Below are 14,602 nucleotides of genomic sequence, written 5' to 3'. Positions count from 1 at the left end.
CTCTCCGTGTCAGCGGGCCGCGTACGCGCCGACCAGGCGCACCGCGCCGCCGTCGACGCCCTTGGCGCCCTGCTCGAATCCGTCGCCCGGCGGGTCGCCGGCGCCGACCGATCCGACCTGCCAGGCCGGGATGCCGTCCTCGGCCAGCGCCGCGACGGCCGCGTCGACGACGGCCGGATCGACGACCGCGAGGAAGCCGATACCGAGGTTCCAGGTGCCCTCGCTCGACTCGAGCGTGGTGCCGGCGATGTCGCTCAGCACGCGGAAGACGGGGCTCGGGCTCCAGGTCGACCGATCCACCTCGGCCCACGTGCCGCGGGGCAGCACGCGCGCGAGGTTGGCCGCGATGCCGCCGCCCGTGACGTGGCTGAGGCTGTGCACGCCGTCGCCGGTCTGCGCGATGAGGCGCAGCAGCGGCGAGGTGTACAGGCGCGTGGGCTCGAGCAGCGCCTCGCCCCACGTCATGCCGAGGTCGGCGGCGTGGTCGCCGTAGCCGATGCCGGCGCCCGAGAGGATGTGGCGCACGAGGGAGTAGCCGTTGGAGTGCAGGCCGCTCGAACCGAGCGCCAGCACGGCGTCGCCGGGGCGCACGCGCTCGGCGCCGAGCACCGCGTCGGCCTCGACCACGCCGGTGGCCGCACCGGCGACGTCGTAGTCGTCCACGCCCAGCAGGCCGGGGTGCTCCGCCGTCTCGCCGCCGACGAGCGCGGTGCCCGTCGCGCGGCACGCGTCGGCGATCCCGCGCACGATGTCGGCGATCCGCTCGGGGAACACCTTGCCGCACGCGATGTAGTCGGTCATGAACAGCGGGCGGGCGCCCACGACGACGATGTCGTCGACGACCATGCCGACCAGGTCCTGCCCGATCGTGTCGTGCTTGTCGATCGCCTGCGCGATCGCCACCTTCGTGCCGACGCCGTCGGTGCTCGTCGCCAGCAGCGGGCGACGGTAGCCCCTCAGCGCGCTGGCGTCGAACAGGCCGGCGAACCCGCCGACACCGCCGAGCACCTCCGGCCCCTGCGTGGCGCGCACCGACGACTTCATCAGCTCGACGGCGAGGTCGCCGGCGGCCGTGTCGACACCGGCCTCGGTGTACGTGGAGTTGTGCGCGGACGTGCGCGCGGAAGTGGGATCGGAGACCACGGGGTCAAGACTATCTGCCGCGCCCGCGTGCTGGATGCGAGGGGGCTGGACGAGGCGCGGCCGGCGGGGCCGTCCCTAGACTGACCGCATGCAGGCATCGGAGTGGCCGAGCTCGCGTGTGACCGAGGGCACCGACCTCGCTGTGCTCGTCGCGCTCTACCTGCGCGGCGCCCTGGGCGTGCGTGCGCCCGAGCAGCTCCCGTCGCTGCGCGGCGCACCTACCGGCGCCGAGGCGTCCGACGTGCTGGCCGCGCAGTGGCTGCAGTACTGGGACATGACGGTGGAGCCGCTCGCCCACCCGGCGGACGAACCGCTGGAGCTCGTCGACGGGTTCGGCGACCTCGTCGCCGTCCCGGAGAGCTCCGTGCGGCTGGCGACCGCGATCGCGCCCCTCGCGCCCGCCGCGCTCGAGTTCGCCGACGCGGCGCTCCGGCGACTGAACCTCGAGCAGCACGGCCGCGGGTCGGGCGGGGTCTGGAACAGCCTCGTCCGCGACGAGGAGAGGCGGCTCGGCCGCCCGGCGCATCCGTTCGTGCTGAACGTGCAGATCCTGCCGTTCGCGCAGCGCGGGCTCTGGCGGATCGGCGAGCTCACGATCGCGGTCAGCGACGGGCTGCGCGGCGACGTGGCCGCGTACGGCAAGGCCGTGCGGCCGATCGTGGCCGACCTCGTGTGACGGTCAGTCCTCGTCGACGATCTCGTGCACGGCGTGCGCCTGGCGCACCCGGCGGCCCACCGTGCGGTCGAGCAGCAGCGCCACGAGCATCCCGACGAGGATGCCGGCGGGCAGGCACCACAGCAGGATGAAGCCGAACGCCTGCGAGGCGCTGTACTCGATCTCGGTGTAGCGGCTCGGCTCGGACGTGCCGTCGAACACCGTCGACAGGATCATGGCCGCCGCAATGCCCAGCATGGCGCCGAGCGCGGCGAAGACGCCGTACTTCGGCGCGCGACGGACGCCGACGAGCTCGTCGGCGTGCGCGGGGATCTGCGAGGACATGCGGCTATTCAAACACCCGAACCCTGAATGCTGCCGGTGATCTCGGGCCGCCCGCTCAGGGCCGCAACGGCAGCAGCGCGGCGATGTCGGCGCGGACCCCGGAGGCCGAGATGCGCCCCTCGGCTCGCGCCTCATCCCACCGCGCCGCGCCCGTGGCGAGGTCGATCCAGGTCGCCGCATCCATCTCGACGACGTTGGGTGGCGTGCCGCGGGTGTGCCGCGGCCCCTGAATGACCTGCGCGGCGCCGAAGGGCGGCACGCGCACCTCGACCGAGGCGCCCGGCGCCTTCTCGACGAGCAGCTGCAGCAGGTAGCGCACGGCGGTGGCGAGCTGCGGCCGCGCCGGCTTCTCGCCCGCCTCGCGCGCCGCCCGCACGGCGGCGAGCGCCGCCCGCCCGTCCCCGGTCTCGATCCGCTTCCCCATCCCCCCCATTCAACAGCGAGACAGCAACTGCGCGCCGAGACGGCGGCGTGTGCAGCGGCGTGTGCACGCTGTCTCGGAGCGCGGAAGCTGTCTCGCCGGATCCGGGCACGTGCGGATCGGGCACGCGCGCGGCGGGGACCGTAGGCTGGTGCGCGTGAAGATCCTCGTCCTCGGCTCCGGCGCCCGCGAGCATGCGATCATCCTGGCCCTGCGCTCGGAGCCCACCGCGCACGAGATCCTCGCGGCGCCCGGCAACGCGGGCATCGCGCGCGACGCGACCCTGGTCCACCTCGACGTGCTCGACCCCGCTGCGGTCACCGGCTTCGCGAACGAGAACGCCGTCGACCTCGTCGTGATCGGGCCCGAGGCGCCGCTCGTGGCCGGCGTCGCCGACGCGCTGCGCGAGCGCGGCATCCCCGTGTTCGGCCCCGGCCGCGCCGCCGCCCAGCTGGAGGGCTCGAAGGCCTTCGCGAAGCGGATCATGGAGGCCGCGGGCGTGCCGACGGGGCGCGCGACGCACGCCGGCACCGAGGAGGACGTGGCGGCCGCGCTCGACGCGTTCGGCGCGCCCTACGTCGTGAAGGCCGACGGCCTGGCCGCCGGCAAGGGCGTGATCGTGACGGACGATCGCGCGGCGGCGCTCGCCCACGCGGCCCAGTACCTGCCGAGCGGGCCGGTGCTCGTGGAGGAGTTCCTCTCGGGCCCCGAGGTCTCGCTGTTCTTCCTCAGCGACGGCGACACGGTGCGCGCCCTCAGCCCCGCCCAGGACTTCAAGCGCGCGCTCGACGGCGACGCCGGCCCGAACACCGGCGGCATGGGCGCGTACTCGCCGCTGCCGTGGCTGGCCGAGCGGTTCGGCGGCGAGGCGGAGTTCGTCGCCGAGGTGACCGAGCGGATCGCCCGCCCCGTCATCCGGCAGCTCGACGCCGAGGGGACGCCGTTCGTCGGGCTGCTGTACGCCGGGCTCATCCTCACCGACGCCGGCGTGAAGGTCATCGAGTTCAACGCCCGCTTCGGCGACCCCGAGACCCAGGTCGTGCTGCCGCGCCTGCGCACCCCGCTCTCGGAGCTGCTCCTGGCCGCCGCGCGCGGCACGCTCGAGGAGGCGCCCGCGCCGGAGTTCTCGGACGACGCCGCCGTGACCGTGGTGCTCGCCAGCGAGGGCTACCCCGAGGCGCCCGTCACGGGCCGCCCGCTGACCGGGGTGGACGAGGCCTCCGCTGTCGAGGGCGTGCACCTCGCCCACGCGGCCACGCGCGCCGAGGGCGACGCGCTGCTCGCCACGGGCGGCCGCGTGCTGAACGTCGTGGCGCTGGCGCCCGACTTCGCCACGGCCCGCGCCCGCGCCTACGACGCCATCGACCGCATCGGACTCGAGGGCTCGCACCACCGGCGCGACATCGCCGCACGCGTGGGCTGACGAGGCCGCCGCCACGACGGAGGGGGACGACATGACCGACCGCACGACGGGGATGACCGGGGGAGCGGGCCTGCGGATGATGCGGATGATCGTGGCGACGTACCTCGCGGTGATCCCGCTGATGGGCGTCGTGATGGCATTCGTGGTGCCCGCCGAGGACCCCTGGGGCATGCCGGACGTGCTCGGGCTCGCGCTGCCGGTCGCCGTCGGCGTCGCCGCGTGGGCCGGCATCGTCACCGTCGGGCTGCGCGTGCCGCCGCTGCCCGCCTCGCACGTCGAGGTCGCACCGGGGGCCGGGGCCAGCGTGTACCAGTCGACGATGTTCGTGCGGATGGCGCTCGCGACGGCGCCGGCGCTCGTGTCGATCGCGCTGCTGTTCGCCCTGCCGCACGCGACGATGATCACGTTCGCGATCGGGGCCGTGATCTCCCTCGCGCTGCTCGCGGTCTACGCCTACCCGAACCGCTACAACGCGCGCCTCGTCGAGCGGCGCCTCGACAGCGCCGGTGCGCGGTCCGGCCTGGCCGAGGGCCTCGGACTCGGCCGCTCCCCCGAGGCGCCCACCGGCTACAGCGGCAGCGCCACCTTCCACTGACGCAGGCGTCAGGCCTCGGGCGGTGTCTCGCCGGCGCGCTCGACGAGCACGGCCAGCTGGGGGCGGTTGGCCGCGCCCAGCTTGAGCCTGGCGGCCTGGACGTGCGACTTCGCCGTCGACGGCGCGACGTGCATCGCCCGCGCGATCTGCTCGTCGCTCGCCCCGGCCGCCACGAGACGCGCGGCCTCCCGCTCGCGCTCCGTCAGCTGCGCGAACCGCGTCACCGCGTCGCGCCGCGCCTCGCCGCCCGTGCCCGCGCCGAGTCGCTGGACCAGCTCGCGCGTGTGCCGGGGCGCGAGGAACGCGTCACCGCGGGCGACGGTGAGCACCGCGTCGGCGAGGGCGTCGGGCGCCGTGTCCTTCAGCACGTATCCGTAGGCGCCGGCCTCGAGCATGCGCAGCACGGTCTCGGTGCCCGCGACGCTCGTCATCGCGACCACCGCGGTGTCGACCTGGGCCAGCAGCTCCCTCGTCGACTCGATGCCGTCCATGGCGGGCATCTGGATGTCCATCAGCACGACGTCGGGACGGTGGGCGCGGGCCAGCTCGATCGCCTCCCGGCCGTTCTCCGCGACGCCGACGACTTCGATGTCGGGCCGCGGACCGAGGATCAGCGTGACGGCCGTGCGCGCCAGGTAGTCGTCGTCCACGACCAGCACGCGCACGGGACGCTCGGGATGGTCGGTGGGCACGCGGCCACGATACCGGCCGCCGCCGACAGGATCAGGCCCGCTCGGCCCACGGCAGCCTGACGTCGACGATGAACCGCCCCTCGTGGGGGCCGATCCACGCCGAGCCGCCCGCCGACGCGGCGCGCTCGCGGATGCCGACGATCCCCTGACCGCCGCTGGGCACGCCGGCGCCGCGTGCGGCCATCGGGTTCTCGATCCGGACGCGCACGCCGCGGTCCGGCGCGGCGTCGACCGTGAGCGAGATCGGCTCCCCCGGCGCGTGCTTCAGCGCGTTGGTGAGACTCTCCTGCACGATGCGGTACGCGGCGGCGTCGAGCGCCGGGGCCACCCGATCGGCGCCGTCGATCAGCACGTAGGCGTCGATGCGGCGGCCGCCCGCGCGCAGGTCCGTCAGCAGCGGGGCGATCAGCCGGAGCGAGGCGGGAGGCGCGGGCGGCGCCTCCGCCGGCTCGGACCGCAGGCCGCCGACGACGCCGCGCACGTCCTCGAGCGCGGCGTGCGTCTGCTGCCGCACGGTGCGTGCCCAGCCGGCGAGCGACGGATCGATCGCCGGATCCGCGGCGACCTGCGCCTCGAAGGCGCTCGCCGAGAGCGCGGCGGTCGAGAGGCGGTACCCGAGGCCGTCGTGCAGGTCGCGCGCGATCCGCTCCCGCTCGGCCTGCCGCGCCAGCTGCTCGCCGAGGGCGTCGGCCCGCTCGTGCTCGCGCGCCGCCCGCGCCCGGCTGGCCGCCGCCTCGGCGCGCGTGCGCTGATGCACGACGAGCCCGCCCACGGCGCAGAGCGCGAGGGCGGCGATGACCCATCGCGCGATGTCCCAGGCGGGACCGCCCGGCGAACCCCCGTCGGCGCTGAACAGCCAGGGCAGCGCGGCGCCCCACTCGGTCAGCGACTCGCGCAGCACGAACAGCGCCACCGCCGCCACCGCGATCCCGCCGATCAGGGAGGACCGTCGCGGCCATCGCAGCAGGGCGTGGAACACCCCGACGAGCGCCAGGGCGTACGAGACGCCGAGGATCATGAGCGCGCCGCCTGCGATGAGCACGAGCTGCGGGTGGCGGGCGCGCGCGAACACGCTCGCCCACGCGATGATCGCGGCCAGCACGAGGAGGGTGCCCGTGTCGGTGATCGAGACCTCGCGCGGCACGCCCGCGCGGAACACCGCCGCGCCCGGCACGTTCATGACGGCGCAGATGTCCCACAGGCAGCCGAGCACGAACAGGCCGGTCGACCAGCCGCCGTCGAGCAGCCGGGCGAACCGGCCGGGTCGGGAGCCCGCAGCCGTCGTCATGCTCCGAGGGTATGGGCCACCACCGACGCCCGCCTCATCCATCCGTCCGGAGGGCTCCGGACGATCGTCCGGACGGATCCGACCGGAAGGAGGAAGCGCCGGGGAGGGACGAGGGCCGACGCTGAGGGGGTCGCGGTTCACCGCCGCCGCAGCCCGCCGCCCAGGCGGTCCCATCGTTTCCGCCGATCCGTCGGCACGCACCCGAGGAGTCCCCATGTCGTTCGACAGCACGCCGCCGCCCGCCCCGCAGAGCCCCGCCCCGCAGGCCCCGGCCACCGCACAGACCGCGCCCGAGCCGGGGGCGAAGAAGAAGTCGTTCCTGCATCGCTGGTGGTTCTGGGCCATCGTGGCCGTGGTGCTGATCGCGATCTTCGTGCCGAAGGGCGGCGGCTCCGATGCCTCGGACACCGCTCCCGCCGACGCGGCGAGCGCACCCGCCGCGGATGAGGCGGTGGACGACGGTGCGACGAGCGCCGACGAGCCGGCGGCCGAGGAACCGGCCGACGAGCCCGCGACCACGCCCCTCGGCACTCCCGCCTCGACCGGTGACCTCGAGCTGACCGTCACGGGCGTCGAGACCGGCGTCGCACAGGTCGGCGAGGAGATCGGCGGCACGTTGCTCGGAGAGCGGGCACAGGGCCAGTTCGTGCTCGTGCACCTCACGGCAGCGAACACCGGCGATAGCCCGACGAGCTTCACGTCCTTCAACGCGAAGGTCCTCGACGCCGACGGACGCGAGTTCGGCGCCAACGATGCGGCGGCGCTCTACATCGAAGGCAACTCCCTGTACGAGGAGATCAACCCGGGCAACACGCTCCAGGGCGTGCTCGTCTTCGACATCCCCGCCGACGCCGCCCCCGCGACGCTCGAGTACGACGGCGGCTTCCTCGCCCAGCCGGCGGTGTTCGCCCTGCAGTGAGCCGCGCCGCACGGGCCGGATCCCCTCGGATCCGGCCCGTCCGCGCGTCTCGGCGCCGGCCGCGATAATGGTGCGATGAGCGAGGCGCGCGAGATCCCCGGCTGGACGCACGTGTACTCCGGGAAGGTCCGCGACCTGTACCGGCCCGCCGATGGCGGCGACGACCGCATGCTCGTGGTCGCGTCCGACCGCGTGAGCGCGTTCGACCACGTGCTCTCCCCCGGCATCCCGGGCAAGGGCGCCCTCCTGACGGCGCTGAGCCTGTGGTGGTTCGACCAGTTGGCCGGCGCCGACGGCGGCGAGCCCGTGCCGAACCACCTGACGGGCGAGGCGCCGCCGGCCGAGGTCGCCGACCGGGCGATGATCGTCCGCTCGCTCGAGATGCTGCCCGTCGAGTGCGTCGTGCGCGGCTACCTCACCGGGTCCGGCTGGCTCGAGTATCGGGATCGGGGCACGGTGTGCGGCATCCCGCTCCCGGCAGGCCTGCAGGACGGCGACCGCCTGCCCGAGCCGATCTACACCCCCGCCTACAAGGCGCCGCTCGGCGAGCACGACGAGAACATCTCGTTCGAGCGGACCGTCGAGCTGGTCGGCGCCGAGCGCGCCGCGCAGCTGCGCGACGCCTCGCTGTCGATCTACGCGCGCGCCGCCGCCGCGGCCGAGGCGCGCGGCCTCATCCTCGCCGACACGAAGTTCGAGTTCGGCGTGGACGAGCGCGGCGTGCTGCGGCTGGCCGACGAGGTGCTCACGAGCGACTCGTCGCGCTACTGGGATCGCGCCGCCTGGGAGGGCGGATCGACGCCGCAGGAGCGCATGGCGAGCTTCGACAAGCAGATCGTGCGCGATTGGCTCAGCGCCCACTGGGACAAGCAGGGCACGCCGCCCGAGCTGCCGGCCGAGGTCATCGAGCGCACCGTCGCCCGCTACCGCGAGCTCCTCGAGCGGATGACCGCGTAGCGCTCGTCACCCGGCGGCGGGCCCGCCGCCGACCCGACCCGACTCGTACGCCCACATCGCCGCCCCCATGCGGTTGCGCACCCCGAGCTTGGCGAGGATGCCGCCGATGTGCGTCTTGATCGTGCCGCGGGACAAGTGCAGCCGCTCCCCGATCTCCACGTTCGTCAGGCCCTCGGCGAGCAGCGCGAGCACGTCCTCCTCGCGGAGCGTGAGCGGCTCGGCGGGCTCGGGCGCAGGGCGGCGCGCGAACTCCGCGAGCAGCCGCGTGGTGATGCGGGGAGAGATGAGCGCCTCGCCGTCGGCGGCGGCGCGCACGGCCGACGCGGCGGGCGGCGGTGCGGGCGGCCGGAACGGATGATGAGAGCGTCATGCGTCGATCGTGTCGCCCCGCGCCGCGCCCGCGCTTCGGCCATGTGGCCACACCTGCCGCGAGACAGCGGTTGCGCGCCGAGACAGCGGCGTCAGGCCACTGTCTCGGCGCGCGGTTGCTGTCTCGCGTCAGTCGCGCCCGGCGTCCGGGTCCGGCTCGCGGCGGCGACGGGGGCGGTCCTCGCCGACCGTGAGCGAGGCATCGCCCGAGGCGGTGTGGCGCGGGTCGCCGGGACCCTTGGGCTGGATCCGGCCCGGCTCGAGCGTGCGGGTGACGTCCTCGGCGGTCACGATCGGGATCTGCTCGGTGGCGGTCTCGTACCACTCCGTCAACGCCGGGTCGTCGGTGTCGATGCCCGCGCCGGCGCCCTGCTCCGGGGCGACCTCTGTGGCGCCGAAGACGAAGTCGTCGCCGTGCTCCTCGATCCCCAGGCGCACGCCCTGCGCGATCGCCGCCCGCGCGAAGCGCCGCCGCAGGATGTAGGGATCGGTGGTGAGCTCGCGCCCCCAGGCGAACATGATGCCGATCACGATGATCGCGAACGGCAGCGCCGTGACCACCATGATCGACTGCAGCCCCGACAGCGCGGTCTCGCCGCCCGCCAGCAGCAGAGCGAGTGCGGCGGCCCCCAGGAGGAGGCCCCACACGATCGTCACCCAGGTCGAGGGCTCCGGCTTGCCGCGTTGGCTCATCGAGCCCATGACGATCGCCGCCGAGTCGGCCGAGGTGACGAAGAACAGGATGATCGAGATCATCGCGAGCACCGACAGCACCACCCCGAAGGGCAGCTCGTTCAGGACCGCGAAGAGGATCGCCTCGGGGGCGCCGGCCTCGCTGATCGCGGCACCGGCCTCCTCGAAGTACATCGTGGTGCCGCCCATGATCCCGAACCACACGATGCACACCGCCGCGGGCACGACGATCACGACGGTCGCGAACTCCCGCAGGGTGCGGCCCCGCGAGATCTTGGCGATGAACATGCCGACGAACGGCGTCCACGAGACCCACCACGCCCAGTAGTAGTTCGTCCACGCCGACACGAAGGCCGCGGCGTCCTCGCCCTGCGCGGGGTTGCGCATCAGCATGGTCCACAGCTCGGCGAGGAACGCCGACACCGACGACGGGATGATGTTGAGCAGGAACAGCGTGGGCCCGGCGACGAAGATGATCACGCCGATGATCAGCGCGATCACCATGTTGATGTTCGACAGCGCGCGGATGCCGCGCTTGATGCCCGACACGGCCGACACGACGAACGCGGCGGTCAGCACCGTGACGATCACGATCAGCCCGATGTTGCCCAGCGGGCCGATGCCGGTGACGTACTCGGCGCCGCTGGCGATCTGCAGCGCGCCCATGCCGAGCGTCACCGCCGTGCCGAAGAGGGTGACGATGATCGCGAAGACGTCGATGATGGCGCCGGCCCAGCCCTCGGTGCGCTCCTTGAAGATCGGGGCGAAGATCGCCGAGATGAGCGGCGGGCGGCCTCGTCGGTACGCGGCGTAGGCGATCGCGCCGCCGACGAGCGCGTAGAAGGCCCAGGCCATCGGACCCCAGTGCAGGATCGACTGGGCGAGCGCTACGTGCATGGCGTCGCGCGAGCCCGCCTCGGCGTCGAAGCCGTACGGCACGTCCAGGAAGTAGCCGAGCGGCTCCGCCGGCCCCCAGAACAGCAGGCCGATGCCCATGCCGGCCGAGAACAGCATGGCGATCCACGAGACGGTCGAGAACTCCGGCTCCTCGTCGTCGGCGCCGAGGCGCACACCGCCGGTGCGCCCGTAGCCGACGACCAGCATGAAGACGATCGTGGCGATGGCCAGCACCGAGAACAGCCAGCCGAAGTTCTCCATCACCCACGCGAGCGACGCGCTGCCGGTGTCGGCGATGCTCTGCGGCGCGAGGAAGCCCCAGATCACCACGACGAGGACGAGGGCCCCCGCCAAGCCCAACACGATCCAGTTGGTGGAGAACGTCTTTCCCGTGTCCTCGACGCCGATTCCCGGAATCAGCGCAGGGTGGGTCACCTCCCGCAGCACCTTGGTGACGGGCTTCTTCGGGCGCGGTTCCTCCGGCGTCCCGGGTCGCGATGTGGCGCTCATGATCTCCGCTCGCTGATCGATCGGGTGGACGTGCCCTTCGGGACACCCTGCGCCACGGTACGGACATCGCTCCCGATGCACACCGGCTCCCCGCCGACCGTTACCTCGCCGTGACCTTTCGGCGACCGGCCCGGAACGGGTCGAAACGGCGCGGGCTGTATCGTGGATCGATTTGTTCTCCCCTGCAACAAGGAGCCTCATGCCTCTCTGGTCCCTGCACGGCGACGGACGCACGGTGAAGCCCGGCGCCGTCGTCGCCCCCGACGAGCGCCTCGGCTGGGGCGCCACGATCGCGATGGGCCTCCAGCACGTCGTCGCGATGTTCGGCGCCACGTTCCTCGTGCCGACGCTGACCGGCTTCCCCGTGTCGACGACGCTGCTGTTCAGCGGCCTCGGCACGCTGCTGTTCCTGCTCGTCACCCGCAACCGCCTGCCCAGCTACCTGGGCTCCTCGTTCGCGTTCATCGCGCCCCTGCAGGCCGCCATCGCTACGAACGGCATGGGATCGGCCCTCGCCGGCATCGTGTCGGTGGGCGTGCTGCTGGCGATCATCGGCTTCGTCGTGAACGTCGTGGGCGTGGGCTGGATCGACAAGGCGATGCCGCCCGTCCTGGCCGGCACGATCGTGGCGCTCATCGGCTTCAACCTCGCGCCCGCCGCGTGGGGCAGCGTGCAGGGCGGACCGGACGGCGCCATCGTCACGCTCGTGGCGATCATCCTCTTCTCCGTGCTGTTCAAGGGCTTCCTCGGCCGGATCTCGATCTTCGTGGGCGTGCTCGTCGGCTACCTCTACGAGGCCGCGACCGGCTACTTCACGACGCCGAACGAGGCCGGCATGACCCCCGCCGACGTGATCGACCAGGCCGCGTGGTTCGGCCCGCCGCAGTTCGCGTTCCCCGACTTCGCCTCGCCCGGCACGTGGGCGCTGCTGCCGATGTTCCTGCCCGTGGTGCTCGTGCTCGTGGCCGAGAACGTCGGGCACGTCCGCGGCGTCGCCACGATGACCTCGCCGCGCGCCAACCGCGAGACGGGCCGCGCCCTCATCGGCGACGGCGCCGCCACGGCCCTCGCCGGCGTGTTCGGCGGCTCCGGCACCACCACGTACGGCGAGAACATCGGCGTCATGGCCGCCACGCGCGTGTACTCGACGGCCGTGTACTGGATCGCGGGCCTCACGGCGATCCTGCTCGCGTTCTCGCCCAAGATCGGCGCGCTGTTCAACTCCATCCCGCCCGGGGTGCTCGGCGGCGCGACGACGGCGCTGTACGGCCTGATCGGCATCATCGGCGTGAAGATCTGGGTCGACAACGGCTCGGACTTCTCGCGGCCGGTCAACCAGTACACGGCGGGCGTGGCGCTCGTCGTCGCCATCGCGCAGTACACGATGCAGTGGGGCGACTTCCGCCTCGAGGGCATCGCGCTCGGCACGATCGCCGCGTTCGCGATCTACCACCTCGGCAACCTCCTCGCCCGCGCCACGCGCAACGGCGCGGACGACGGCGGCCCGATCCCCGCGGTCGGACAGCTCGGCGGCGACCCGCAGAAGGACTGACGCCCGCGCGTGTGGGGGCGCGGGTCCCCCACACGCGGCCGGGGTCGCGCTACTGTCAAGGCGACGGCGCACGCCGCCGGCAGAGGAGGAGCCGCCATGTCCGATGGCCACGCGAACGGCGACCCCCGCGACGTCCCGCCTCCTCCTCCGCCGCCCGGCGCGCCGGCGCCCCAGGGCGCCGGCTGGCCGCCGCCGCCGGCCCCCGGCCCGCATCCCGCGTACCCGTACTCCGGCTACGGCGCCGCCTCGCCGCCGCCCGCTGGCCCGGGCGGGCTCGCGATCGCCGCGCTGGTCGTCGGCATCATCGCCTTCCTGTCCGGGCTCGTGCCCTTCGTGGGTCTCGGACTCGCGGTCGTCGGGCTCGTCCTGTCGATCATCGCCGTGCGCCGCCCGCGCGGGCGTGGTCTGTCGATCGCCGGCATCGTCCTCTCGGCGATCGCGTTCCTGACCGGCGTCGTCGTGCTCGTCGTCACGCTCCTCGTCCTGCCGGCCGCCTACGAGGCGGCGGACCGGGTCGGCGAGCAGGGCGACGAGCAGGTGCAGGGCGACGGGTCGGACGGGTCCGACGCGGCCGAGTTCGACGAGGCCGAGTTCTCGCGCGTCTCGGGGCAGCGGATCGAGACCCCGTGCTGGGAGTACGAGGGCCCCGTCCACTTCACGAACAACATCTCGGCGGGCGACACCGCGGCCTGCTACGGCAAGCTCGAGTTGTGGGGCGAGGCGGACGCCGACGGCAACGTGACGCCCACCGGGGTCGGCGCGATCCATGGGCAGGTCGGCGTCGAGCCCGTGCGGGTGAGCACGGCCGAGAGCTATGCGCCGGGCACCGATCCCGAGGCCGTCGTCGACGCCATCGCCGAGTCGTACTTCGCGCCCCAGGGCGAGATCGAGAGCCTGCACGAGCCGACGACGCTCGACGGCGTGCCCGCCGACATCACGCGCCTCGAGAGCGACGCGGAGCTCACCGAGACGAAGGCGTTCATCACCGCCTACGCGCCCGCGCCCTACGAAGCCGGCGACGAGCCGGTGCAGCTGTTCATCATCTCCATCGTCACGCCCTACGACAACGGCGACGAGCTGATCCAGCAGGTCCTCGACACGTGGCGCTGGCGCTGAGCCGCTGATCAGGCGCTGTCGCGCTCCACGAGCTCCGTCGGGAGGATCGTGACGCGCGGCGGCGCCTGGCCGGCGAGGCGCGCGAGCAGCACGTCGACCATCGTCCAGCCCTGCAGCCGCGACGGCTGCCGCACGGTCGTGAGCGCCGGCACGATGCTCGTGGCGAGCGGCGAGTCGTCGAAGCCCACGATCGCCACCTCGTCCGGCACGCCGCGGCCGGCATCGCGCAGGGCCGAGACGACGCCGCGGGCCATGAGGTCGCTCGCGACGAACAGAGCGTCGAACCGCTCCCCCCGCGCGAGCAGCTCGCGGGCCGCCGCCGCGCCGCCGTCGAGCGTGAAGGCGCCGTCGACGACCGGGCCCGGCTCGAGCCCCGCCGCCGCCAGCGCGGCGTGGTACCCGTCGAGACGGTCGACGGCCGCGGGCATGTCGAGCGGCCCCCTCACGGTGCCGATGCGGCGGTGGCCCGACCGGATCAGGTGCTCGACCCCGATGCGCGCGCCCGCGACGTTGTCGACGTCCACCCAGTAGTACTCGTCGCGATCGCGGATGGGGCGACCGCCGAACACCACGGGCACGGCCTCGGCGATGCGCTCGATGTACGTGTCGCTCGTGTGGTGCGACACGACGATCGCGCCGTCGACGTTCCCGCCGCGCAGGTAGCTCGTCGTCTTGTCACCGGGGTCGTCCGAGGCGATGAACAGGTTGAGCACGTGGTCGGACTGCGACATCCGCTCGCTGATGCCGGTCACGACGGCCGCGAAGAACGGATCGCCGAAGAACCGCGTCGTGTCCTCCGGCACCACCAGCGCGATCGCGTGGGTCTGCCGCGACGCGAGCGAGCGCGCGGCCCGGTTGGGCACGTAGTTCAGCTCGGAGATCGCCCGGCGCACGGCCTCGAGGGCGTCGGCGCTCACGCGCGAGCCGCCGCCGAGCACCCTCGAGACCGTGGACCGGGACACGCCGGCGCGCGCCGCGACCTGCTCGATCGTGACGGCATCGACATCCGGCCGTAGAGTCATTCCTC

15 protein-coding genes are annotated in these 14,602 nt (G+C 73.6%); 7 read left to right on the top strand and 8 right to left on the bottom strand.

The window, feature by feature from the left end:
- Window positions 1-9 precede the first annotated feature (9 nt).
- The gene (gene purM, locus ACYVJ0_RS02205) at window positions 10-1,044 is read right to left on the bottom strand and encodes a phosphoribosylformylglycinamidine cyclo-ligase (protein ID WP_460815976.1); all 1,035 of its coding nucleotides are present in this window, start codon (window positions 1,042-1,044) and stop codon (window positions 10-12) included.
- Between the two features lie 187 nt (window positions 1,045-1,231).
- Between purM and ACYVJ0_RS02200 the strand changes: the two genes are divergently transcribed.
- Window positions 1,232-1,819, top strand: a complete 588-nt coding sequence (locus ACYVJ0_RS02200; RefSeq protein WP_460815712.1) for a zinc-binding alcohol dehydrogenase — start codon at window positions 1,232-1,234, stop codon at window positions 1,817-1,819.
- 3 nt (window positions 1,820-1,822) lie between these two features.
- Here the strand turns inward: ACYVJ0_RS02200 and ACYVJ0_RS02195 are convergent, their stop codons facing one another.
- Window positions 1,823-2,143, bottom strand: coding sequence for a potassium transporter Trk (locus tag ACYVJ0_RS02195; protein ID WP_460815711.1), 321 nt, complete (start codon window positions 2,141-2,143; stop codon window positions 1,823-1,825).
- 55 nt (window positions 2,144-2,198) lie between these two features.
- On the bottom strand, window positions 2,199-2,567 hold the full coding sequence (locus ACYVJ0_RS02190) for a sterol carrier family protein (RefSeq protein ID WP_460815710.1): 369 nt from the start codon (window positions 2,565-2,567) through the stop codon (window positions 2,199-2,201).
- A gap of 154 nt (window positions 2,568-2,721) precedes the next feature.
- Between ACYVJ0_RS02190 and purD the strand changes: the two genes are divergently transcribed.
- Both purD and ACYVJ0_RS02180 read left to right on the top strand, forming a co-directional pair.
- On the top strand, window positions 2,722-3,987 hold the full coding sequence (gene purD / locus ACYVJ0_RS02185) for a phosphoribosylamine--glycine ligase (protein ID WP_460815708.1): 1,266 nt from the start codon (window positions 2,722-2,724) through the stop codon (window positions 3,985-3,987).
- Window positions 3,988-4,018: 31 nt separating this feature from the next.
- Window positions 4,019-4,582 (top strand): hypothetical protein, encoded by a 564-nt coding sequence (locus tag ACYVJ0_RS02180; RefSeq protein WP_460815707.1) that lies wholly within the window; start codon window positions 4,019-4,021, stop codon window positions 4,580-4,582.
- A gap of 8 nt (window positions 4,583-4,590) precedes the next feature.
- Here the strand turns inward: ACYVJ0_RS02180 and ACYVJ0_RS02175 are convergent, their stop codons facing one another.
- Together ACYVJ0_RS02175 and ACYVJ0_RS02170 are read right to left on the bottom strand one after the other, a co-directional pair.
- On the bottom strand, window positions 4,591-5,274 hold the full coding sequence (locus ACYVJ0_RS02175) for a response regulator (RefSeq protein ID WP_460815705.1): 684 nt from the start codon (window positions 5,272-5,274) through the stop codon (window positions 4,591-4,593).
- Window positions 5,275-5,305: 31 nt separating this feature from the next.
- Window positions 5,306-6,562, bottom strand: a complete 1,257-nt coding sequence (locus ACYVJ0_RS02170) for a sensor histidine kinase (protein WP_460815703.1) — start codon at window positions 6,560-6,562, stop codon at window positions 5,306-5,308.
- Window positions 6,563-6,776: 214 nt separating this feature from the next.
- On the opposite strand from ACYVJ0_RS02170, the gene ACYVJ0_RS02165 reads away from it, so the two are divergent.
- Both ACYVJ0_RS02165 and ACYVJ0_RS02160 read left to right on the top strand, forming a co-directional pair.
- Window positions 6,777-7,481 (top strand): DUF4352 domain-containing protein, encoded by a 705-nt coding sequence (locus ACYVJ0_RS02165; protein WP_460815701.1) that lies wholly within the window; start codon window positions 6,777-6,779, stop codon window positions 7,479-7,481.
- Between the two features lie 75 nt (window positions 7,482-7,556).
- Window positions 7,557-8,438 carry a phosphoribosylaminoimidazolesuccinocarboxamide synthase gene (locus ACYVJ0_RS02160; RefSeq protein WP_460815699.1) on the top strand — a complete coding sequence of 294 codons (882 nt, stop codon included), beginning with the start codon at window positions 7,557-7,559 and terminating at the stop codon, window positions 8,436-8,438.
- A 6-nt stretch (window positions 8,439-8,444) separates the two neighbouring features.
- Here ACYVJ0_RS02160 and ACYVJ0_RS02155 read toward each other — a convergent pair whose 3' ends face one another.
- Window positions 8,445-8,753: a response regulator transcription factor gene (locus ACYVJ0_RS02155; RefSeq protein ID WP_460815698.1), complete on the bottom strand. Its 309-nt coding sequence runs from the start codon at window positions 8,751-8,753 to the stop codon at window positions 8,445-8,447.
- Between the two features lie 183 nt (window positions 8,754-8,936).
- Window positions 8,937-10,907 (bottom strand): BCCT family transporter, encoded by a 1,971-nt coding sequence (locus ACYVJ0_RS02150; RefSeq protein WP_460815696.1) that lies wholly within the window; start codon window positions 10,905-10,907, stop codon window positions 8,937-8,939.
- A gap of 199 nt (window positions 10,908-11,106) precedes the next feature.
- On the opposite strand from ACYVJ0_RS02150, the gene ACYVJ0_RS02145 reads away from it, so the two are divergent.
- The gene (locus tag ACYVJ0_RS02145) at window positions 11,107-12,459 is read left to right on the top strand and encodes a uracil-xanthine permease family protein (RefSeq protein ID WP_460815695.1); all 1,353 of its coding nucleotides are present in this window, start codon (window positions 11,107-11,109) and stop codon (window positions 12,457-12,459) included.
- Window positions 12,460-12,555: 96 nt separating this feature from the next.
- Window positions 12,556-13,575, top strand: coding sequence for a DUF4190 domain-containing protein (locus ACYVJ0_RS02140; protein ID WP_460815693.1), 1,020 nt, complete (start codon window positions 12,556-12,558; stop codon window positions 13,573-13,575).
- 8 nt (window positions 13,576-13,583) lie between these two features.
- Here the strand turns inward: ACYVJ0_RS02140 and ACYVJ0_RS02135 are convergent, their stop codons facing one another.
- Entirely contained in the window at window positions 13,584-14,597 is a 1,014-nt protein-coding gene (locus tag ACYVJ0_RS02135) for a LacI family DNA-binding transcriptional regulator (RefSeq protein ID WP_449853828.1), read from the bottom strand.
- Window positions 14,598-14,602 lie beyond the last annotated feature (5 nt).

The sequence above is a fragment of the Microbacterium petrolearium genome, assembly GCF_054782875.1.
This window is presented reverse-complemented; position numbering and strand designations above follow the sequence as displayed.